Source organism: Pararoseomonas sp. SCSIO 73927 (assembly GCF_037040815.1).
Classification (GTDB): domain Bacteria; phylum Pseudomonadota; class Alphaproteobacteria; order Acetobacterales; family Acetobacteraceae; genus Roseomonas.
Map to the genome: position 1 here is coordinate 3,657,610 of NZ_CP146232.1, position 19,032 is coordinate 3,676,641.

The following is a 19,032-nucleotide window of genomic DNA, read 5'->3' on the forward strand; positions in this document are numbered from 1 at the left end:
GGCCTGCCGGCCCCTGGCGATCGCGCTCATGCGTCCCTCATGAGGGCGGGAAGCGTGCCCTCATGCGCGGTGCGCAGCTCGTCGATGGATATGGCGGGGTGGCCGGGCAGCGCCAAGGCCCCGGTGGTGCCGGCGGGGCCGGCGATGCGGGTGGCGGGGATGCCGGCGGCCTTTGCCGCGGCCAGCAGGGCGGGGGCGTCGGGGGTGGCGCAGAGGTAGCGGGCCCCGTCCTCGCCGAACCAGAAGGCGTGGGCGGGGATGCCGGGGGGCGGGGCTTCCAGCGCCAGGCCGAGGTTGGCGGCGAGGGCCATCTCGGCGAGGGCGACGAGGAGGCCGCCGTCCGCGCAGTCGTGGCAGGCGGTGATGGCGCCGGACAGGATCCTTTCGCGGACGAAGTCGCCGGTGCGGCGCTCGGCGGCGAGGTCCACGGGCGGGGGCGCGCCCTCCTCGCGGCCGGCGATCTCGCGGAGCCAGAGGGACTGGCCGAGGTGGCCGCGGGTCTCGCCGAGGAGGATGATCTCGTTGCCGGGGCGCGGGGCGATGCCGGTGGCGCGGCGGGCGTCCTCGATCACGCCGACGCCGCCAATGGCGGGGGTGGGGAGGATGGCCTGCGGGTGCTCGGCGCCGCGGGTCTCGTTGTAGAGGCTGACGTTGCCGGAGACGACGGGGTAGTCCAGCGCCTCGCACGCGGCCTTCATGCCGCGGATGCAGGCGGCGAACTGGCCCATGATCTCCGGGCGCTCGGGGTTGCCGAAGTTCATGTTGTCCGTGATCGCGAGGGGCTTGGCGCCGGTGGCGGTGATGTTGCGCCAGGTCTCGACGACCGCCTGGGCGCCGCCGGTCTCGGGGTCGGCCGCGCAGTAGCGGGGGGTGCAGTCCGTGGTCATCGCCAGGGCCTTGAGGCTGTCCTCCAGCTTCACGATGGCGGCGTCGGCCTGGCCGGGGCGGCGGACGGTCTGGCCGTTCACGGCGCTGTCGTACTGGTCCCAGATCCAGCGGCGGGAGCAGAGGTCGGGGCTGGCGATGAGGGTCTTCAGGGCAGCGGGGATGCCCACCGGGTCCGCGACGGTGGCCGGGTCCAGCAGGGGCTGCTTGGGGGTTTCGGCCGTGGGGCGGCGGTAGAGGGGGGCCTGGGATTCGAGGGGGGCGAGGGGGATGTCGGCTTCCAGCACGCCGTTGTGGCGGAGGGTGATGCGGCCGGTGTCGGTGAGGTGGCCGATGACGGCGAAGTCCAGCTCCCACTTGCGGAAGATGGCCTCGGCCACGTGCTCCTCGCCGGGCTTGAGGACCATGAGCATGCGCTCCTGGCTCTCGCTCAGCATCATCTCGTAGGCGGACATCCCCTCCTCGCGCTGGGGGACGTTCTCCATGACGAGCTCGATGCCGACGCCGCCCTTGCCGGCCATCTCCACGCTGCTGCTGGTGAGGCCGGCGGCGCCCATGTCCTGGATGGCGACGATGGCGTCGGTCTCCATCAGTTCGAGGCAGGCCTCGATGAGGAGCTTCTCGGCGAAGGGATCGCCGATCTGGACGGTGGGGCGCTTCTCCTCCGCGTCCTCCGAGAATTCGGCGCTGGCCATGGTGGCGCCGTGGATGCCGTCGCGGCCGGTCTTGCTGCCGACGTAGACGACGGGGTTGCCGATGCCGGCGGCGGCGCTGAGGAAGATGCGGTCCTGGCGGGCGATGCCGACCGTCATGGCGTTGACCAGGGGGTTGCCGTTGTAGGCGGGGTGGAAGTTCACCTCTCCGCCGACCGTGGGGACGCCGACGCAGTTGCCGTAGCCGCCGATGCCGCGGACGACGCCATCCAGGATGCGCTTCGTGTTGGGGTTGTCCACGGCGCCGAAGCGGAGGGCGTTGAGGTTGGCGATGGGGCGGGCGCCCATGGTGAAGACATCGCGGAGAATGCCGCCGACGCCGGTGGCGGCGCCCTGGTAGGGCTCGATGAAGCTGGGGTGGTTGTGGCTCTCCATCTTGAAGATGGCGGCCAGGCCGTCGCCGATGTCGATGACGCCCGCGTTCTCACCCGGGCCGTGGATGACCCAGGGGGCCTTGGTGGGGAGTTCCTTCAGCCAGACGCGGCTGGATTTGTAGGAGCAGTGCTCGCTCCACATCACGGAGAAGATGCCGAGCTCCGTGAGGCTGGGGGTGCGGCCGAGGATGGCCAGCACGTTGTCGAACTCATCGCCCTTCAGGCCGAAATCCTTGGCGAGGGTGCGGGCCTTCGCTTCGTCCAAGAGGTTGGCGGGGGTTTCGGGGGCGCTCGGCATGGGCGGGTTTTGGGGAGAGGGGGGGCGGTTGTCGAGGGGCCTTTCCGGGGTGGGGGTGGGCGGTTGTTGCATGGGTGGGGTTACGACCAGCTTAACCGGACGCTGCGGGGGATGCGGCGGCGGCCCTCGGCGGCCTTGAAGAGGTATTTCAGGCTTTTCAGGCGGGTTTTCAGGGCGGCGAGGCCGGCGCGGGTTGTGGGCGCGGCGGTTGGGACGGCGCGGGTGAGCATTTCGGACAAATCGGGATCGGGCAGGAGCCAGGGCGGGGCGGGGAGGGCGCTGCGGAGGCCGATTCGGCGAATGAGGACGAGGAAGGGCAGGCCGAGGAGGCGGTGGGCGCGGCGGCAGGCACGGACGATGAGGTGTTCGATCTGCCGCAGGGGGTGGTTGGGGGCGGCATCGGCCGGGGCGATGAGAAGGCGTTCCCATAGGCCGGCGCGGGTGAGGCGGCGGTAGTGGCGGGCGATTGTGTCAGGGGTGCCGGCACCGGGCGGGGCTTCGCGCCAGGGGGCGTGGGTGTTGGCGACGTGGAAGATGGCGTTCATGCGGGCGCGAAGGTCGGAAATGCGGCGGCCGGCGGGGGAACGGGGGAGGATGTAGGGGAGGAGGGCGTGGAACTGGAGGTCGGTGAGGGGGGACCAGGGGGCGGGGGTGGTCAGGCGGGGGATGTGGGGCAGGGGCATGGGTGCCATGATGTGGAATAAATTCCTTGATGTCAAGGAACTAGTACGGGGCCATGCTACCAATCTGCGGTGAACGAGGACGTTCAGAACCTCTTGGCAACCGAGGATGTTCATGGCTGGGCGAAAGCAACATTATATTCCCCAATTTCTGCTACGTGGATTTGGGGCCAGTGCTGGCAAAGCAGTTCGGGTCACCGTCTATTCGAAAGGTCGTGGAATCTACACCACATCTACGCAAGGTGTTGGAGCGGAGCGGGACTTCTACTCTGATCCGCCCGGAACCGAAGAGGTAAGAACTTTAGACGACCAAATCACCGATCACGAGAATAAGATTGCCGGGTACGTGAACAGTTTGAGGTCTTTGAACGAGCACGACACAATTGACCCTGACCGGGTGGCAGAGTGCGTATGCCATTTTCTCATTCGGACTGCTCATCTGCGAGAAGTTTTTTCGTCGAGCTTCGCTCAGGTGATGGCTAACGTCACCAACAATCTTCTCACTCAGTCCGGTATGGCGAAATTTATGAAGTTGGACGAAAAAGTTCCTGCGAAGGCCGTCAGAGACGTACTCAGAAAGTATTGGCGTGAAAATAAGGAAGCTATTCGCACCCAGGGCATGAGTCAGGATGCGTTTGAGCGAGCTGCATACAATGAAATAAAAAAGGTGCCTTCTGAGCAGCTATTTGAGAACCTGCCTATGTTTAGAGGGTTGGCTTTGGAGTTCGCGAAGGGTATTCCGGGACTGGCAAGAAAAGCTCATCAGGAGGCTCTGACTCAGACCCTTGTTCCTGTTCCAAGAGTTGAAAGCTTAAGGAAGCTGAACTGGTCAATTCTGTCCGGACTGAACGGCGCATTTGTAATGCCGGATTGCGTGATTCTGGCCGAGAATCGAGATGGTGAAATTCTACCCGCCTTTTTTGTTGGCCAAGATGAGCAAAGGCGTATTATCATGCCTATATCGCACAATCGATTGTTGATCGGCGGCCCATCTTCGCCGCTTTTAGACCCGGATATGCTAAATCTTGCAGCGGCACGTTGTAGCTGGGAATATTTCGTCGCCTTAGATGAAGGCCCGTATCAACATCTGTTAGGCGAAATCGGCGGGGATGTAAATGCATTCTTGTCATCGGTGTTGGGGAATTGAGCAGGAAAGATTGCTTACTTATGTGCAAGTTCCAGAATTGAGCTAATTTCGAAGGTAAGAACCCTCCGCTGAGGGACGGGTGGTCGGAGAAAGGTTAATGCCTAGTTTATTTAACGAGGTATGATCGCACGCCAACAAATACACAATGTCGCCAGAGTGATCGGCAAGCCGATCCTTCGACAGTGCCCGTTCCTCCTCCTCGTGACACTCCTCAGAGCCGGCGGCCGCACTGAAGGCCGCCGATCAGGGAATTATGCGAGATGCGCGACGAATCCCTCCGTTTCCTGGAGGAACTGATCAAGGCCCCGTCCCCGAGTGGGTATGAGGGCGAGGTGGCGCGGCTGTACCGGGACTATGCCCGGCCCTATGCCGACGGCATCACCACCGACGTGCATGGCAACGTGACGGTGATCCTCAACCCCGATGCGCCGGTGAAGATCATGCTGGCCGGGCACATGGATGAGATCGGCTTCATCATCCACGACATCGGCGAGGAGGGGCTGCTCCACTTCATGGCGGTGGGTGACCACGACGCCTCCGTGCCGCTGGGGCAGACGGTGTGGGTGCATGGGCGCCGGCGCGTGGTGGGCGCGGTGGGGCGGAAGGCGATCCATCTGCTCGGGCCGGGGGAGGGCCAGGGCAAGCCGAAGATGGGGGAAATGTGGATTGATATCGGGGCGACTTCTCGCGCCGAGGCGGAGGAGGTGGTGCGGCTGGGGGATATCGTGACCTTCCAGCGGGGTTTTCAGCCGTTGCTGGGCGATCGCGCGGTGGCGCGGGCCTTCGACAACAAGGCGGGCCTGTTCGTGGTGGCGGAGGCGGTGCGGCTGCTGCGGGAGGAGGGCGGGCTCCTGCCCGAGGTGGGCGTTTATGCGGTGGGGACGGTGCAGGAGGAGCTCGGGGGGCGCGGGGCGAGGACGGCGGCGGCGCGGATCGGGCCCGTGACAGGGCTGGCGGTGGATATGGAGCACGCCATTGATTATCCGGGCGTGACGGGGGCGGAGTTCGGCCGGTTGGAGATGGGGAAGGGGCCGAGCCTGCTGCGGGGGGCGAATGCCAGCCCGGTGGTGTTCGATCTGTTGCGCCGGGCGGCGGAGGAGGAGGGGATTCCCTATCAGCTGCGGATCGCGCCGGGGAGCACGCCGACGGACGCCAACCGGATCCAGACCGCGGGGGATGGGGTGGCGTCCGGGCTGGTGGGGATCCCGCTGCGCTACATGCACACGCCCTGCGAGGTGGTGAGCCTGACGGATCTGGAGAACGCGGCGCGGCTGCTGGCGGCGTATTGCCGGCGGGTGTCGGGAGAGACGAGTTTCGTGCCGTGGTAGGGGCAGGCCGCGCGGGGTTGTGAGGCAACGGGGCGGTTCCGCGCCGTGTTCCCCGGGGCATGCGCCCGCGTCTGGCGGGGGCATGGCAGGAGGGCGGCGATGAGCTCGGGCAACACGACGACCGATCACAAGGTGATCCAGGCGTGGATCGAGGAGCGGAAGGGGCGGCCGAGCGTCGTTTCCGGGACCGAGGGGGATAACGGGGAGGGGATCCTGCGCGTCGATTTCGGGCCCAAGGAGGACAGGCTGGAGGAGATCCCCTGGGAAGAGTTCTTCAAGACCTTCGAGGACCGGAAGCTGGCCTTCCTGCACCAGGACAGGACGGCGGACGGGAAGGAGAGCCGGTTCTTCAAGTTCGTGAAGCGGTAGGGGCGCTTCGGGGTCTCGGTCAGCCGGCGGCGAGGGCCAGGACGACGGTGAAGTGGCAGGCGGCGGCGGCCAGGACGAAGGCGTGCCAGATGGCGGTGCTGTAGGGCAGGCGCTCCGCGAGGTGGAAGGCGGTGCCGGCGGTGTAGAGCAGGCCGCCGGCGGCGATGGTGGCGGTCTGCCAGTGCGGCATGGCCTGGAGCATGGTGGGGAGGGCGATGACGCCGAGCCAGCCGAGGGCGAGGTAGGCGGCGAGGGCCGCGCGCTCGTAGCGGCCGGGGGCGAGGAGCTTCAGGGCCATGCCGGGGAGGGCGCCGGCCCAGACCGCGGCGCAGAGGGCCGTGCCCCAGGGGCCGCCGATGCCGAGCAGGGCGACGGGGGTGTAGGTGCCGGCGATCATGAGGAAGATGGCGGCGTGGTCCAGGCGGCGCAGGACGTTCCGGCGCGGGCCTTCGGGGGCCGTGTTGTAGGCGGCGGAGAAGGTGAAGGTGGCGACCAGGCCGAGGATGTACAGGCCGGTGGCGGGGGCCGCGCCGGAGTTCGACGCGGTGCGAAGGGTGTGTAGAAGGAGGGCGGTGCCGGCCAGCACGGCAAGAAGGCCGAGCGCGTGGATGGCGGCGTCAGCACGGCGCTCGGACGGAGAAGCGGCCCGCGGGAGGGGCGGGGTGGTCCCCGTGACGGCCCCGGCGGTCATGGGGGCGACGGTCACGGGGGCGACGGTCACGGGGGCAACGGGGTGGTCAGGCCTCGCCCGGCCAGGTGCGGCTGGCGAGGGTGGAGGCGCTGGCGCGCATCTCGCTCTCACGGACGACGCGCTCATGACCGTCCTGGCCGCTCTTCACGCGGTACTCGCGGTCCGTGGAGTCATTGGGGAGAAGGCGGAGGATGGTGTATCGCCCGCTGGCCTCGCGCGGGGAGAAACGGCGGGGGATGAGCTCGACATCCTCGCCGATGCGGAACCTGTGCTGCTGCTGCATGGGGTGGTTCCTTCCCGGGCCCCCATCCTGCGACCGATCGGGCGTGCTGCCAATCGGGATCGGTGGGTGGCGGGGGGTGAGGGGCGGCCGGGGTTGGCCGCCCTCCGGTCCGGCGGGGCGATGCCCTGCCGATGCGCCCGGGGTATGAGCCCCGGGCGGGGCCTTGATCAGACGGCCTTCAGGTTGCCGGCCGAGACCTTGCCCTGCTGGCCGCGCTGCAGGTCGTACTCGAGCTTGTCGCCCTCCTGCGGGGACTGGAGGCCGGCGGCCTGCACGTCCGAGATGTGGAGGAAGACGTCCTTGGAGCCGTCATCCGGCTGGATGAAGCCGTAGCCCTTGGTCGCGTTGAACCACTTGATGGTGCCGGTGGCCATGACTGGTGTTCCGTTCATGCTGAATGACCGGCGGGCGACGTGCACGCCGGATCGAGCTTCGAGAGAGACGGACACCGAGCTCGGCGCTCGGGAGAGCAAGGAGAGCAGGCCGGCACGACGAGACTGACCTCACCAAGATGGGGAAGTCGCGGGCGGGATGCAAGGCATGCCGGGCATTTCGCCGTTTCGGCGGTCCTGGCACGGGCTTCGCTTGCGGGTTGGGCAGGGCCGGGGACATGGTCGCGGGAAGGCCGGTTGCGCGCATCCGACAACGGGACAGGGATGCTGCTGCGATGGTGCGAGGCGTTTGGGCTGCCCTTGGGGCGGCGGTGCTGGAATTGGCCGGGCTGGCGGGCGATGCGGGGGCGCAGCCGGCGGCGGACACGATCGGGGCGATCCGGGCGCGCGGGGCGGTGCTCTGCGGCGTGGCGGGGAGCGTGGCGGGGTTCAGCCTGCCGGACAGCCAGGGCGTGATGCGCGGGCTGGATGCGGACGGGTGCCGGATCGTCGCGGCGGCGATCCTGGGGGATGCGAGCAGGGTCCGGTTCATCAACACGACGACGCAGAACCGGTTCACGGCGCTGCAGAGCGGCGAGGTGGACATGCTCGTGCGGAATACGACCTGGACGCTGGGGCGCGAGGCGTCGCTCGGGCTCGAGTTCGCGAGCATCAATTTCTACGACGGCACCGGCTTCATGGTGAAGAAGGCGTCGGGCGTCACCTCGGTGAAGGGGCTGGACGGGGCGACGGTGTGCGTGCAGCCCGGCTCCACGACGGAGCTGAACCTGACGGACTACTTCCGCATCCACGGCATGCGGTTCCAGCCGTTGGTGATCGAGAACCTGGAGGAGCTGCGGGCGGCGTTCATCAACGGGCGGTGCGACGCCTTCACGACGGACGCCTCCTCGCTCGCCTCCTTCCGTTTCGCGCAGGGGGCGAATGCGGAGCAGTACCTGCTGCTGCCGGAAATCATCTCCAAGGAGCCGCTGGGGACGATGGTGCGGAAGGGGGACTGGAAGTTCTTCGACGTCGTGCGGTGGGCGCATTTCGCGCAGCTGACGGCGGAGGAGCTGGGGATCACCAGCCGGAACCTCGACAGCTTCCGCGACAGCAACAACCCGGAGATCCAGCGCTTCATCGGGGCGACGGGCGACCTGGGGAGGGCGCTGGGCGTGGGCCCGGACTGGGCGGTGCAGATCGTGCGGCAGGTCGGGAACTTCGCGGAGATGTGGGACCGGAACATCACGCCGCTGGGGGTGCAGCGGGGGATCAACAATCTCTGGACGAAGGGTGGGCTGCAGTACGCGCTGCCGATGCGGTGACGCAGGGGTTGTGAGAGGGCGCAGGGGAGGCGGTGGCGCCTTCCCTGCGGGCGGGAGGGCTGAGGATACCGCGCCGGGGCTCCTCTCTGTTTGAATGCGGGATCGGGGCCCGCGGATTGGGGCGCGCGGAATGGAACGTTCGGGGCGCCCGGATGTTCTTCGTGCCGACTGGCCGAGGAGCGGCGCGTGTTCCCATTCCAGATGTTGCCCGCGGCGATGGCCGCGGTGGCGGGGGCGGTGCTGGGCGGGCGCCCGGCGCCTTCCGAGCTGGGAAGCCGGGACCGGGTGATGGTGTCCGGGCGGACCTATGTGGTGACGGGCGCCTCCAGCGGCTTCGGGCGGGGCACGGCGGAGCGGCTGGGGTCCTACGGCGCGAAGGTGGTGCTGGCGGCGCGGCGCGGGGCGGTGCTGGAGGAGGTGGCGGCGCGGGTACGCGCCCTCGGTGGGCAGGCGCTGGTGGTGCCCACGGATGTGAGCGACCCCGAGCAGGTCGAGGCGCTGGCGCGGGCGGCGCTGGGCGCGTTCGGCGCGATCGACGTGTGGATCAACGACGCGGCGGTGGCCTCCATCGGGCGGTTCGAGGAGATTCCGATCGCGGACCACGCGCGGATGGTGGACGTGAACCTGAAGGGGGCGATCTACGGCTCGCACGTGGCGCTGCGGCAGTTCCGGCGGCAGGGGCACGGGGTGCTGGTGAACATCTCCTCCGTCGAGGGGGACGTGCCGCTGGCCTATCACGCGACCTACGCGGCGACGAAGCACGCGATGCTCGGGCTGGACGGGGCGATCCGGCAGGAGCTGCGGCTAGGCGGGCTGGAGCGCGTGATCCGGGTGGCGACGATCCAGCCCTGGGCGGTGGACACGCCCTACTGGGTGCATGCCGGGAACTACACGGGGCGCCTGGCGCAGACGGGGCTGATGGACGACCCGCGCGAGGTGGTGGACGCGATCGTGTGGAATTCCGTGCACCCCAACGGACCCTACCAGGTCGGGTGGAAGGCGCGGGCGGCGGTGCTGGGCGACCGGATCGCGCCGCGGCTGGCGGAGCGGATCGCGGGCGGGTTCGTGCAGCGCACCCAGATGGACGACGCGCCGCCGGGGCCGGTCACCTCGGGGAACCTGCACCGGCCGATGGCGGAGGGCACCGGGGTGGAGGGCGGGATCCGGAAGCGGATGGGGGCGGATCGCGGGGGGCGGTAGCCGGGGAGCGGTAGCCGAGGGGCTAGCCGGAAGTAAGACGGTGCGGGCGATTGATAAAAGACTTGGGCTTTAACATGCGTGTTTTCTCTCGAGTATTTGCTGCTTCTTTATTTCCGGGAAGCAGCCTTGGCATCCGCTGTTGACGCCCAACCCTTCCCGGCGGCCTGGCGCGCTTGCGCCGGGCCGTCCCAGCGGTGTTCGCCGAACACCCGAGAGAACGGAGCGGGCAGGACCATGGCAACCATCTTCGGCACAGCGGCGTCCGACAACCTGCCGGGAACCGACGGCCCGGACGTGATCGACGGAGGGCTGGGCGACGACATCATCGCCGCGGCGCTCGGCGACGATCAGATCCAGGGCGGGGGCGGGTTCGACCGGATCGATGCGCAGGGCGGGAACGACACGATCTTCGGCGGCGACGGGATCGACTACGTGGCGGCCGGCCTGGGGAACGACCTGATCCACGGCGATGCCGGTGCCGACCAGCTCATCGGCGAGGCCGGGGACGACACGATCTTCGGCGATGACGGCGACGACTACGCGGCCGGCAATCCCGGCAACGACGTGATGTCCGGCGGGCTCGGCAACGACTTCTTCGTCGGCGAGGCCGGGGCCGACACGGTGAACGGCAACGAGGGCGACGACTTCCTGACGGGCGGCGACGACAACGACGTCGTCTCCGGCGATGCGGGGCGCGACTTCGTCGACGGCGACCTCGGGAACGACACGCTGTTCGGCGGCGCGGATGACGATGTTCTCGTCGGCGACCTGGGCGACGACGTGATGAACGGGAATGTCGGCAGCGACCAGATCGAGGGCGGGCTGGGCAGCGACACCGTGGTGTTCGACTTCACCTTCGGCGGGACCTCCATCGCCTCGCTCGGCACCCGCGCGGTGATTGCCCGGGCGGAGGGCACGGACACGGTGACGAACGTGGAGCGGTTCCAGTTCTCCGACGCGGTGGTCGACACGGGGGACGGGAACGTGCTCGTCGACGACCTGTTCTACGCGAGCCAGGGCCTCGACGTGCTGATCGCCGGCGCGGATGCGGAGCAGCACTACTCCCTGTTCGGCTGGCGGGAGGGGCGCGACCCCAACGCGCTGTTCGACACCTCCGCCTACCTGGCGGCGAACCCGGACGTGGCGGCGGCCGGCATCAACCCGCTGGAGCACTATGGCCTCTATGGCTGGCGGGAGGGGCGGGATCCCTCGGCCGGGTTCGACACCGGCGCCTACCTCGCGACCTACACGGATGTCGCGGCGGCCGGCATCAACCCGCTGGAGCACTTCCTGCAGTTCGGGGCCAACGAGGCGCGATCGCCGCTCGGCTAGGGCGCGCGGGCGCGGCGCCGTTCCGGGCGGGAGGGGCGATCCCTCCGGCCCGGGGCTGCCCGCGACAGGGGGCGCGCTCTGGGCGCTCAGACGGCGCCGTGGGCCTCCACGTAGAGGGCGTAGAGGGAGTGGCTGGCGGTCATGTAGAGGCGGTTGCCCTTGGGGCCGCCGAAGCAGAGGTTGGCGCAGCGCTCGGGCAGGCGGATATGGGCGAGCGGCTTGCCCTGGGGGCTGAAGACCATCACGCCGTCCAGCTCCTCCGGCTTGCCGCGGGGGTTGAAGACGGGGCGGCCGTTGACGGTGGTGGGCTGGGCCTCGAGGTTGCCGTCGCTGCCGTAGCCGACCCAGAGGTTGCCGTCCCGGTCCACGCGGAAGCCGTCCAGCGCGGCGTTGTCCGTGGCGTCGATGAGCTTCACGCGGTTGGAGAGTGTGCCGTCCGCGCCGACGTCGTAGGCGAAGAGGGACCGGGCGGGGGCGGGGTTGCGGCCGACGACGTAGAGCTTGCGCTCGTCCGGCGAGAAGGCGAGGCCGTTGGGCAGGGCGAGGTCGGTGATGACGGCGGTGAGTTTTCCATCGGGCGTCAGGCGGTAGACGTTGGTGGTGGGTTGCTCGGGCGTGGCGCGGCTGCCCTCCCACTCGCCGGCGATGCCGAAGGTGGGGTCGGTGAACCAGATCGTGTCGTCGGACTTCACCACGAGGTCGTTGGGGGAGTTCAGGCGCTTGCCCTCGTACTTGTCGGCGAGGACGGTGACGCTGCCGTCCTTCTCCGTGCGGGTGACGCGGCGGGTGACGGAGTGCTCGCACGTCACGAGGCGGCCCTGGCGGTCGCGGGCGTTGCCGTTGGCGTAGTTGGCGGGGCTGCGGAAGACGGTGGTGCTGCCGTCCCTCTCGCTGAACTTCATGATGCGGTTGTTCGGGATGTCGCTGAACAGGAGGTAGCCGCCATCCTCGGGGAACCAGGCGGGGCCTTCGGCCCAGCGGAAGCCGGAGGCGAGCTGCTCCACCGTGCTGCTGTAGATGCGGTACTTCGTGAAGGACGGGTCCAGGATCCCGACGGCGGGGTCGGGGTAGCGCTGGTTCGGGGTGAAGGGGAAGGACTGGGCGGCGGCGGTTCCCGCGCCGAGGACGGGGGCGGCGGCAGCGGCGGCGCGCAGCAGGGCGCGGCGGGTGGTCGTCATTCCTGGGTTCCTTCTGCGCGCCTCTTGCCGGGCGCGGGTCGTTGCAATGATGGGCATGGCGGGGCCTAGGGGAGCAAGGGTGGGCCCCGCGTGCGGGGCGCGGCAAGGCGCCGGAGGCGGCCGGTCATCGCGGGGGATGGGTGGGGAAGACGAGGGGCTTCAGCGGGCGCGGCCCCCTCGGCGGGTCGGCCATGCGCGGCGCGTCGCCGGGGCCGGTGACCCGCATGGCGGTGAGGGGGGCGGGGATGGACCAGCGGGCTTCCTCCGCCGGGGCCGGCTGGTCGGCGGGTCCGCCGGGGGATGGTGGGGCAGGGGAGCGGCTGGGGGAGAGGAAGGCCTCCATCACGTCGCCGGGGCGCGGCACGCGGCGCTCGATCGGCAGGCGCCACTGCCTCGAGCCGGTGTAGGGGCTTGTCATAGCCTGGTACCACGACCGGGACATGCGGGCGGGGTTGAACGGGGCGGGCTCGAAGGGCATGGCGGTGGTGTCGCAGGGCATGACCAGCACCAGGGCCGTGCCGGGCTGGACCGGGGGCACCGGGCGAGGCGGTTGGTCCAGGGTCTCACTGTCGGCGCGGAACACGCGCCGGACCACCGCGGGGACCGTGCAGGAGATGGCGGTTTCGGGGTGCGGGGCGGCCCTTACCTCGAACTGGAGATGCAGGGCGGCCTCTCGTGCGGCGCTGTAGTGGGGCCAGAGCCAGGTGTCGGCGTCGGGCGGGGCGCTGGGCCAAGGGTAGTAGCCATCCGCCTGGGCGCCCCCGGCCAGGGTTGAGAGAAGTGCTGCGAGGATCGGGCGGCGGGGTAGGGCGGGGCGCATGGATGTCCTATCCGGTGCGTGGCCGGAACGGCATCCTGCACGCGGGCCGTGGAGGCGGGAAGTCCCGGGGGCGTCCGGGCCGGGGGCCGCGCGGCCGTCCTGCGAGGATGGCTTCGGGGTGGCTCACTCCCGCATTGTGGGATGGGAAGGCTGCCGTGCGCGGGAGGTGGCGGGAGGGTGCGCCCGCTTCGCCCGTGCGGTTCACAAGGGTCGCTCCGGTCCCTAAGGGCTGCGCGAACGGCGGTGGCGGGATGGTGGGCGGGATGATGGCGGAGACGGATTTCGAGATCTTCCTTTCGGCCGTGCCGGGGCTGGAGGACGCGCTGGCCGAGGAGGTACGGGGGAAGGGGTTCAAGCGGCCGAAGGCGGTGCCGGGGGGCGTGGTGACGCGCGGGGGGTGGCCGGAGGTGTGGCGGGCCAATCTCTGGGTGCGCGGGGCGGGGCGGGTTCTGGCGCGGGTGGACGCTTTCCGGGCGGTGCACCTGGCGCAGCTGGACGACCGGGCGCGGCGCGTGCCCTGGGGCGACGTGCTGCGGAAGGACGTGCCGTTCCGGGTGGAGGCGTCCTGCGCGGGGTCGAGGATCTATCATAGCGGGGCGGCGGCGGAGCGGGTCGAGAGGGCGATCCGTGAGGTGCTGGGAGCGCCGCATTCGCCGGAGGACGGCGTGACGGTGATGGTGCGGATCGAGGATGACCTCTGCACGATCAGCGTCGATACCTCCGGCGAGCCGCTGCACAAGCGCGGGTACAAGGAGGCGGTGAACGCGGCGCCGATCCGCGAGACGATGGCGGCGCTGTTCCTGCGGGAGTGCGGGTTCACCGGGGAGGAGCCGGTGGTGGATCCCATGTGCGGGTCCGGGACCTTCGTGATCGAGGCGGCGGAGATCGCGGCGCGGCTGAACCCCGGCCGGGCCCGGTCTTTCGCTTTCGAGAGCCTGGCGAGCTTCGACGCGGAGGCGTGGGAGCGGATGCGCGGGGTGAGGAGCGCGCGCGAGCCGGGTTTCCGGTTCCACGGCAGCGACCGGGACGCGGGGGCGGTGGCGATGAGCCGGGCCAACGCGGCGCGGGCGGGGGTGGAGGGTTTGTGCAGCTTCCGACAGGCGGCGATCAGCGAGGTCGTGCCGCCGGAGGGGGGGCCGATCGGGGGTGGGGGGCTGGTGATCGTCAACCCGCCCTACGGGGCGCGGCTGGGGGACAAGGGGAAGCTGCTGCCGCTGTACCAGGCCTTCGGGCGGGTGATGCTGGAGCGGTTCTCCGGCTGGCGGGTGGGGATGGTGGCGAGCGAGGCGCGGCTGGCGCGGGCGACGGGGCTGCCCTTCCTGCCGGCGGGGGCGCCGGTGCCGCATGGGGGGCTGCGGGTGACGCTGTACCGGACGGGGGTGCTGGGGTGAGGGGGCGTGGCGCCCGATCGGGGGGCGCTGCGCTTGGTTAGCCCCGCTTGTCCCTCAGCGCGCGTGCCAGGACCTTCACCTGCACGGTGAGCAGCCGGCGCAGGTCGGCCGGGTCGGCGGCGGTGGCGAGGAGGCCGCGCATTCCGTAGACGAAGGCGCGGGCCATCTCGTCCGCCGTCGCGTCCAGCCCCGCCTCGGCCAGGGCCGGGGCGATGAGGCCGGCGATGAGGTCCTGGAAGTTGGCGTAGACCTGCCGCACGGAGGCGAAGCGCAGGTCGAACAGGTCCGCCGCGTCGGGATGGGCGGCGGCGAGCTCCGCGCCGTGCAGGCCCCAGGAGAGGCAGGCGTGGAGGAGCCTTTCCTCCAGCCCGTCCAGCGCGGGCAGGGCGGCGGCGATCTCCTCCAGCTTCAGGCGGTCCATGCGCCCGATCACCCGGTCGAAGGCGGCCTGCTTATCGGGGAAGAGGAGGTAGAGCGCCGGCCGCGACATGCCCGCCCGCGCGGCGATGTCGCCCATGGTGGTGCGCGCATAGCCGTAGCGGGTGAACACGTCCGTGGCGCTGTCCAGCGCCAGGGTCTCCTTGGAGTCCTTCGGGGGCACGTCCCGTAACTGACATGTCGGGCGATGTTGTCAACGCGACTTTTTGACATTAAGTGTTTAGATGTCAGAAGCAGTTGGAGATGGCGGGCGATGAACGAATTGAGCCTGGAGGCTTTCGATGCGGCCGCGGGAGCTGTCGGCGACGGCCCGGTGGTTATGGTTAATCTCCTTCGCTTCCGCGCGCGGACGGAGTACCCGGCCGGCTTCGAGGGGGCGCGGCCCGATCCTCGGAGCGCCTATTACGAGGGGTATGTCGGGGGCTTCCGTGCCGCGGCGGCGGAGCTGGGGGTGTCGGCCACGCTCGTCTACGCCGGCCACTGGGTGAGCGGGCTGCTGGCCGGTCCGGAGGACGGTTGGGACGATATTGTGGTCGTGCGGTACGAGCGCTTCGCCGACCTCCGGGCGATCTTGGCGAGCGAGAGCTATGCCCGGGGCGCTGTACCCCATCGCCTGGCCGGGATCGCGGACTGGCGGTTCATTGCCACGCGGGCGAGAGGGCAGGCGGGGTGATGGTGTCCGGGCCGGCATCGGCCGGGCGGTGTCCCTGCCGTCGGGGCGGTCCAGGGTTCCGGCCCTGGTGAGGCCGGGGCCGCCGGTCAGGCCGGTGGGCAGCTGCGCGGCAGGGGGGCGGTGCTGCGGGCGAGGGTCCAGGTGGTGGTGACCTCGGCGTCGGGGTGGCCGGCGCGGAGGGTGCTGCGGTCCACGCCGTTCTCATCCGTCCAGAGGGTGGTGGTGACGCCGCCGGGGGCGAATAGGCGGCCTTCGAGGCGGAGGGTGTCACCGGTGCGGCTGCCGGTGAGGGGGCCGAGATGGACCTCCTGCGCGGCCTCGGGCGGCGGGGTGGGGCTGAAGCGGATCCGGGACTCGTCGTTGTCCGGGACGGTCGCGGTGATGCGGTAGCTGCGGCGGGTGCCGCGCTCGTCGCAGGTGATGGCGGTGCCCTCGGCGTAGGGCCGGCAGGAGGCGCCGGCGCGGCAGGAACTGCTGCGGGCGTGGAGGGAGAGCGAGATCCAGAGGCGGAGGGGGCGGCCGGTGCGCGTGGTGGTGGCGCCGGACCACCGGCCGGTGAGGGTGCCGTTGGCGGAGAAAGGGTTGGCCCAGGGCGTGGTGAGGTAGTCCAGGGACCAGTAGGCGAGCGTGGCAAGGGTGATGCCGACACCGCCGCCGATCAGGCGGGATCGGAGGGTGGTGAACATGGTGCTCCTCCTTCGGAGGGCACCATGGCAGCGATGTCAGGCCGAAACGAGGGTCTCGGCGAGGGAGGTGAAGAGGGGGAGGCCGTCCTCGCCGCCCATCAGCGGGTCTACCAAGTCCTCGGGGTGCGGCATGAGGCCGAGGACGCGGAGGTTGGGGGAGAGGATGCCGGCGATGTCGCGGGCGGCGCCGTTGCGGTTGCCGTCGGCGTAGCGGAAGGCGACGAGGCCTTCGCCATCGAGGCGGTCCAGGGTCTCGTCGTCGGCGAAGTAGTTGCCGTCCCCGTGCGCCATGGGGGCGCGGAAGGTGGCGCCCTTCCCCCAGCGGGAGGTGAAGGGAGTGCCGGCGCGCTCCACCCGGAGGACGCAATCCATCGAGAGGAAGCGCAGGCCGGCGTTGCGGAGGAGGGCGCCGGGGAGGAGGCCGGCCTCACAGAGGGTCTGGAAGCCGTTGCAGACGCCGAGGACGTGGCCGCCCTTCGCCGCGAAGGCGCGGACGGCGGGCATGATGGGGGACTGGGCGGCCATGGCGCCGCAGCGCAGGTAGTCGCCGTGGGAGAAGCCGCCGGGGAGGACGACGAGGTCCGTGCCCTGGGGCAGTTCCGTTTCCCGGTGGAAGGTGAGGGAGGGCTTGCGGCCGGTCGCCTTCTGGAGGGCGATGGCCATGTCGCGCTCCCGGTTCGTACCGGGGAAGAGGAGGATGGTGGCGTTCATGGTTCTTGGAGGACCCTGAGCCAGTGGAGGCCGCCGAGGACGGCGATGGTGAGGAGGGCCGCGATGGCGGCGGCGGTGACCCAGCGGTCCATGCCGAGCCTGGCGCGGGCCATGAGGCCCGGCGGGCGGGGGCGCTTGCCGCGTGGGAGGGGCGCGGCGGGGCGGGCGAGCGCCATACGGCGTTCGCGCCATGAGAGGAGCATCGAGATCAGGACCGTGAGGACGGTCATGATGAGGAGGCTGGTCTTGATCATGGCGCGGGCGCCTGCCGGGTCAGGCCAGCTCGACGCGGAAGGATTCGATGACGGTGTTGGCGAGGAGCTTCTTCGCCATCGCCTCGGCGGCGGCCTTCGCGGCGGCGGGGTCGGTCTCGGCCAGTTCCAGCTCGATGACCTTGCCGGTGCGGACCTCGCCCACGCCCTCGAAGCCGAGAGTGCCGAGGGCGTGGGCGATGGCCTTGCCCTGAGGGTCGAGGACGCCGTTCTTCGGCATCACGTAGACTTTGGCCTTGATGGTCACTGCATCAGCTCCGGGCCCTTGAGGTCGCGCACGCCGGCCTCCGGCAGGATGCCGAGGCGGCGGGCGACCTCCTGGTAGCCCTCCTCGACCTTGCCGAGGTCGCGGCGGAAACGGTCCTTGTCCATCTTCTCGCCGGTCTTGGCATCCCAGAGGCGGCAATTGTCCGGGGAGATCTCGTCGGCGAGGACGATGCGCATCTCGTCATTCTCGTAGAGGCGGCCGAACTCGAGCTTGAAGTCCACCAGGCTGATGCCGACACCGAGGAAGAGACCGGTGAGGAAGTCGTTCACGCGGAGCGCGAGGGCGACGATGTCGTCCAGGTCCTGGGTGGAGGCCCAGCCGAAGCAGGTGATGTGCTCCTCCGACACCATCGGGTCCTGCAGCTCGTCGTTCTTGTAGTAGTACTCGACGATGCTGCGGGGGAGGCGGGTGCCCTCCTGGATGCCGAGGCGCTTGGCCAGCGACCCGGCGGCGATGTTGCGGATCACCACCTCGAGCGGGATGATCTCCACCTCGCGGATGAGCTGTTCCCGCATGTTCAGGCGGCGGATGAAGTGGGTGGGGACGCCGATCTCGGCGAGGCGCGTCATCAGGTGCTCGCTGATGCGGTTGTTCAGCACGCCCTTGCCGGTGATCACGCCCTTCTTCGCGCCGTTGCCGGCGGTGGCGTCGTCCTTGAAGTACTGGACCAGGGTGCCGGGCTCGGGGCCCTCGAAGAGGACCTTGGCCTTGCCTTCGTAGAGCTGCCGCCTGCGGGCCATGGAGGGGGTTCCCGGAATCTCGGATGGCCGCCGGGGGCGGCCTTTCGGGCGCCCGGGGCGGCGATTGAGGGCTGGCTATAGCAGGGGGGAGGGGGGAGGGCCACCGCGGAGGGCGCATGGCCGGGACCGGCTGCCCGGGTGGATGGCGAAAGGGGCAACCCACGATTGCGTGACCGCGGGCGGTCAACGCGCAGGCTTTACCCGCGTTAAGCCCGGGCACGGCACGGCACCAGACCGCGCCATCATGAAGTATAAGGGAGACCACGTTATGCGCACGCGCGTCGCCATCCTGGCCGCGGCCCTGGCCACCACTGCCCTGGCCCCCCTCGCCATGGCCCAGAACAGCAGCAACCCCTCCTCCCCCAGCAATCCGCCGATGAGCATGGCGCCTGCCACCCAGCCCTCCGGCACCACCGCCGCGCCGGGCACCACCTCCGGCCCTGCCGCGTCCCAGTCCCGCGCGGGCACGGCGACGCAGGGCGCGCCGATGGGCAGCACCTCCGGCACCACGCGCACCGAGACGGGCTCGGCCGCGGGCAGCAGCGCCTCCGGCGCGGCGGGCACGGGCACGGCGGGCCGCACGGATGGCGGCCAGCCCGCCGTCCGCACGGACAACCACGGCAGCGCGCCGGCGACCACCGCGACTCCCGCGGCGGGCGCCAACTCCTTCACCGAGGGCCAGGCGCGCAGCCGGATCGAGGCCGCCGGCTTCACGGGCGTGCAGGACCTGCGGAAGGACGAGTCCGGCGTGTGGCGCGGCCGCGCGATGCGCGGTGGCCAGAGCGCCGATGTGGGCCTGGACTTCCAGGGCAACGTGGTGACGGGCGCCGCCCCGGCCCGCTGAGCGCCGTATCCGACA

The 19,032-nt window shown here is 70.0% G+C and carries 22 protein-coding genes; 9 read left to right on the forward strand and 13 right to left on the reverse strand.

The window, feature by feature from the left end:
* Positions 1–26: 26 nt before the first annotated feature.
* Positions 27–2,270, reverse strand: coding sequence for a phosphoribosylformylglycinamidine synthase subunit PurL (gene purL / locus VQH23_RS17235; RefSeq protein ID WP_338661962.1), 2,244 nt, complete (start codon positions 2,268–2,270; stop codon positions 27–29).
* A gap of 80 nt (positions 2,271–2,350) precedes the next feature.
* Complete coding sequence (locus tag VQH23_RS17240; protein WP_338661963.1) at positions 2,351–2,962, reverse strand: transposase; 612 nt, start codon at positions 2,960–2,962, stop codon at positions 2,351–2,353.
* A 103-nt stretch (positions 2,963–3,065) separates the two neighbouring features.
* Here VQH23_RS17240 and VQH23_RS17245 point away from each other — a divergent pair, with 103 nt between their 5' ends.
* The 3 genes from VQH23_RS17245 (at position 3,066) to VQH23_RS17255 (ending at position 5,794) form a co-directional block, all read left to right on the forward strand.
* Entirely contained in the window at positions 3,066–4,097 is a 1,032-nt protein-coding gene (locus VQH23_RS17245; protein ID WP_338661964.1) for a DUF4238 domain-containing protein, read from the forward strand.
* A 260-nt stretch (positions 4,098–4,357) separates the two neighbouring features.
* Complete coding sequence (locus tag VQH23_RS17250; protein WP_338661965.1) at positions 4,358–5,425, forward strand: M20/M25/M40 family metallo-hydrolase; 1,068 nt, start codon at positions 4,358–4,360, stop codon at positions 5,423–5,425.
* 99 nt (positions 5,426–5,524) lie between these two features.
* Positions 5,525–5,794 (forward strand): hypothetical protein, encoded by a 270-nt coding sequence (locus VQH23_RS17255; protein WP_338661966.1) that lies wholly within the window; start codon positions 5,525–5,527, stop codon positions 5,792–5,794.
* A 19-nt stretch (positions 5,795–5,813) separates the two neighbouring features.
* On the opposite strand, the gene VQH23_RS17260 is transcribed toward VQH23_RS17255, so the two are convergent.
* The 3 genes from VQH23_RS17260 to VQH23_RS17270 form a co-directional block, all read right to left on the reverse strand.
* The gene (locus VQH23_RS17260) at positions 5,814–6,515 is read right to left on the reverse strand and encodes a PAQR family membrane homeostasis protein TrhA (protein ID WP_338661967.1); all 702 of its coding nucleotides are present in this window, start codon (positions 6,513–6,515) and stop codon (positions 5,814–5,816) included.
* 16 nt (positions 6,516–6,531) lie between these two features.
* Positions 6,532–6,768 (reverse strand): hypothetical protein, encoded by a 237-nt coding sequence (locus VQH23_RS17265; RefSeq protein ID WP_338661968.1) that lies wholly within the window; start codon positions 6,766–6,768, stop codon positions 6,532–6,534.
* 167 nt (positions 6,769–6,935) lie between these two features.
* The gene (locus VQH23_RS17270) at positions 6,936–7,142 is read right to left on the reverse strand and encodes a cold-shock protein (RefSeq protein ID WP_338661969.1); all 207 of its coding nucleotides are present in this window, start codon (positions 7,140–7,142) and stop codon (positions 6,936–6,938) included.
* A 293-nt stretch (positions 7,143–7,435) separates the two neighbouring features.
* Between VQH23_RS17270 and VQH23_RS17275 the strand changes: the two genes are divergently transcribed.
* The 3 genes from VQH23_RS17275 to VQH23_RS17285 all read left to right on the forward strand — a co-directional run bounded on the left by VQH23_RS17275 (position 7,436) and on the right by VQH23_RS17285 (position 10,996).
* Positions 7,436–8,464, forward strand: a complete 1,029-nt coding sequence (locus tag VQH23_RS17275; RefSeq protein WP_338661970.1) for an amino acid ABC transporter substrate-binding protein — start codon at positions 7,436–7,438, stop codon at positions 8,462–8,464.
* A 186-nt stretch (positions 8,465–8,650) separates the two neighbouring features.
* Positions 8,651–9,664: an SDR family NAD(P)-dependent oxidoreductase gene (locus VQH23_RS17280; protein ID WP_338661971.1), complete on the forward strand. Its 1,014-nt coding sequence runs from the start codon at positions 8,651–8,653 to the stop codon at positions 9,662–9,664.
* Positions 9,665–9,898: 234 nt separating this feature from the next.
* The gene (locus tag VQH23_RS17285; protein WP_338661972.1) at positions 9,899–10,996 is read left to right on the forward strand and encodes a calcium-binding protein; all 1,098 of its coding nucleotides are present in this window, start codon (positions 9,899–9,901) and stop codon (positions 10,994–10,996) included.
* Positions 10,997–11,082: 86 nt separating this feature from the next.
* Here the strand turns inward: VQH23_RS17285 and VQH23_RS17290 are convergent, their stop codons facing one another.
* Positions 11,083–12,174, reverse strand: coding sequence for an SMP-30/gluconolactonase/LRE family protein (locus tag VQH23_RS17290; RefSeq protein WP_338661973.1), 1,092 nt, complete (start codon positions 12,172–12,174; stop codon positions 11,083–11,085).
* A gap of 124 nt (positions 12,175–12,298) precedes the next feature.
* Positions 12,299–12,994 carry a hypothetical protein gene (locus VQH23_RS17295; RefSeq protein ID WP_338661974.1) on the reverse strand — a complete coding sequence of 232 codons (696 nt, stop codon included), beginning with the start codon at positions 12,992–12,994 and terminating at the stop codon, positions 12,299–12,301.
* 263 nt (positions 12,995–13,257) lie between these two features.
* Between VQH23_RS17295 and VQH23_RS17300 the strand changes: the two genes are divergently transcribed.
* Positions 13,258–14,385, forward strand: a complete 1,128-nt coding sequence (locus tag VQH23_RS17300; RefSeq protein WP_338661975.1) for a class I SAM-dependent RNA methyltransferase — start codon at positions 13,258–13,260, stop codon at positions 14,383–14,385.
* Positions 14,386–14,422: 37 nt separating this feature from the next.
* Here VQH23_RS17300 and VQH23_RS17305 read toward each other — a convergent pair whose 3' ends face one another.
* Positions 14,423–14,986: a helix-turn-helix domain-containing protein gene (locus VQH23_RS17305; protein WP_338661976.1), complete on the reverse strand. Its 564-nt coding sequence runs from the start codon at positions 14,984–14,986 to the stop codon at positions 14,423–14,425.
* A 90-nt stretch (positions 14,987–15,076) separates the two neighbouring features.
* Here VQH23_RS17305 and VQH23_RS17310 point away from each other — a divergent pair, with 90 nt between their 5' ends.
* The gene (locus VQH23_RS17310; RefSeq protein WP_338661977.1) at positions 15,077–15,496 is read left to right on the forward strand and encodes a hypothetical protein; all 420 of its coding nucleotides are present in this window, start codon (positions 15,077–15,079) and stop codon (positions 15,494–15,496) included.
* A gap of 86 nt (positions 15,497–15,582) precedes the next feature.
* On the opposite strand, the gene VQH23_RS17315 is transcribed toward VQH23_RS17310, so the two are convergent.
* The 5 genes from VQH23_RS17315 to purC are packed head-to-tail and all read right to left on the reverse strand — an operon-like array spanning position 15,583 to position 18,173.
* Complete coding sequence (locus tag VQH23_RS17315) at positions 15,583–16,182, reverse strand: hypothetical protein (RefSeq protein WP_338661978.1); 600 nt, start codon at positions 16,180–16,182, stop codon at positions 15,583–15,585.
* Positions 16,183–16,218: 36 nt separating this feature from the next.
* Positions 16,219–16,893 (reverse strand): phosphoribosylformylglycinamidine synthase subunit PurQ, encoded by a 675-nt coding sequence (gene purQ, locus VQH23_RS17320; RefSeq protein WP_338661979.1) that lies wholly within the window; start codon positions 16,891–16,893, stop codon positions 16,219–16,221.
* Positions 16,890–17,147: a hypothetical protein gene (locus tag VQH23_RS17325; RefSeq protein ID WP_338661980.1), complete on the reverse strand. Its 258-nt coding sequence runs from the start codon at positions 17,145–17,147 to the stop codon at positions 16,890–16,892. Before VQH23_RS17325 ends, purQ begins: the two co-directional genes overlap by 4 nt.
* A gap of 19 nt (positions 17,148–17,166) precedes the next feature.
* Positions 17,167–17,406 carry a phosphoribosylformylglycinamidine synthase subunit PurS gene (purS, locus tag VQH23_RS17330; RefSeq protein ID WP_338666119.1) on the reverse strand — a complete coding sequence of 80 codons (240 nt, stop codon included), beginning with the start codon at positions 17,404–17,406 and terminating at the stop codon, positions 17,167–17,169.
* A 2-nt stretch (positions 17,407–17,408) separates the two neighbouring features.
* On the reverse strand, positions 17,409–18,173 hold the full coding sequence (gene purC / locus VQH23_RS17335) for a phosphoribosylaminoimidazolesuccinocarboxamide synthase (protein ID WP_257717947.1): 765 nt from the start codon (positions 18,171–18,173) through the stop codon (positions 17,409–17,411).
* Positions 18,174–18,441: 268 nt separating this feature from the next.
* Here purC and VQH23_RS17340 point away from each other — a divergent pair, with 268 nt between their 5' ends.
* Positions 18,442–19,017 carry a hypothetical protein gene (locus VQH23_RS17340; RefSeq protein WP_338661981.1) on the forward strand — a complete coding sequence of 192 codons (576 nt, stop codon included), beginning with the start codon at positions 18,442–18,444 and terminating at the stop codon, positions 19,015–19,017.
* Positions 19,018–19,032 lie beyond the last annotated feature (15 nt).

Bases quoted from the DNA above. Each gene is read 5' to 3' on its own strand.
- purL (WP_338661962.1), bottom strand. From the start codon at position 2,270: ATGCCGAGCGCCCCCGAAACCCCCGCCAACCTCTTGGACGAAGCGAAG.
- VQH23_RS17240 (WP_338661963.1), bottom strand. From the start codon at position 2,962: ATGGCACCCATGCCCCTGCCCCACATCCCCCGCCTGACCACCCCCGCC.
- VQH23_RS17245 (WP_338661964.1), top strand. From the start codon at position 3,066: ATGGCTGGGCGAAAGCAACATTATATTCCCCAATTTCTGCTACGTGGA.
- VQH23_RS17250 (WP_338661965.1), top strand. From the start codon at position 4,358: ATGCGCGACGAATCCCTCCGTTTCCTGGAGGAACTGATCAAGGCCCCG.
- VQH23_RS17255 (WP_338661966.1), top strand. From the start codon at position 5,525: ATGAGCTCGGGCAACACGACGACCGATCACAAGGTGATCCAGGCGTGG.
- VQH23_RS17265 (WP_338661968.1), bottom strand. From the start codon at position 6,768: ATGCAGCAGCAGCACAGGTTCCGCATCGGCGAGGATGTCGAGCTCATC.
- VQH23_RS17270 (WP_338661969.1), bottom strand. From the start codon at position 7,142: ATGGCCACCGGCACCATCAAGTGGTTCAACGCGACCAAGGGCTACGGC.
- VQH23_RS17275 (WP_338661970.1), top strand. From the start codon at position 7,436: ATGGTGCGAGGCGTTTGGGCTGCCCTTGGGGCGGCGGTGCTGGAATTG.
- VQH23_RS17285 (WP_338661972.1), top strand. From the start codon at position 9,899: ATGGCAACCATCTTCGGCACAGCGGCGTCCGACAACCTGCCGGGAACC.
- VQH23_RS17290 (WP_338661973.1), bottom strand. From the start codon at position 12,174: ATGACGACCACCCGCCGCGCCCTGCTGCGCGCCGCCGCTGCCGCCGCC.
- VQH23_RS17295 (WP_338661974.1), bottom strand. From the start codon at position 12,994: ATGCGCCCCGCCCTACCCCGCCGCCCGATCCTCGCAGCACTTCTCTCA.
- VQH23_RS17300 (WP_338661975.1), top strand. From the start codon at position 13,258: ATGATGGCGGAGACGGATTTCGAGATCTTCCTTTCGGCCGTGCCGGGG.
- VQH23_RS17310 (WP_338661977.1), top strand. From the start codon at position 15,077: ATGAACGAATTGAGCCTGGAGGCTTTCGATGCGGCCGCGGGAGCTGTC.
- VQH23_RS17315 (WP_338661978.1), bottom strand. From the start codon at position 16,182: ATGTTCACCACCCTCCGATCCCGCCTGATCGGCGGCGGTGTCGGCATC.
- purQ (WP_338661979.1), bottom strand. From the start codon at position 16,893: ATGAACGCCACCATCCTCCTCTTCCCCGGTACGAACCGGGAGCGCGAC.
- VQH23_RS17325 (WP_338661980.1), bottom strand. From the start codon at position 17,147: ATGATCAAGACCAGCCTCCTCATCATGACCGTCCTCACGGTCCTGATC.
- purC (WP_257717947.1), bottom strand. From the start codon at position 18,173: ATGGCCCGCAGGCGGCAGCTCTACGAAGGCAAGGCCAAGGTCCTCTTC.
- VQH23_RS17340 (WP_338661981.1), top strand. From the start codon at position 18,442: ATGCGCACGCGCGTCGCCATCCTGGCCGCGGCCCTGGCCACCACTGCC.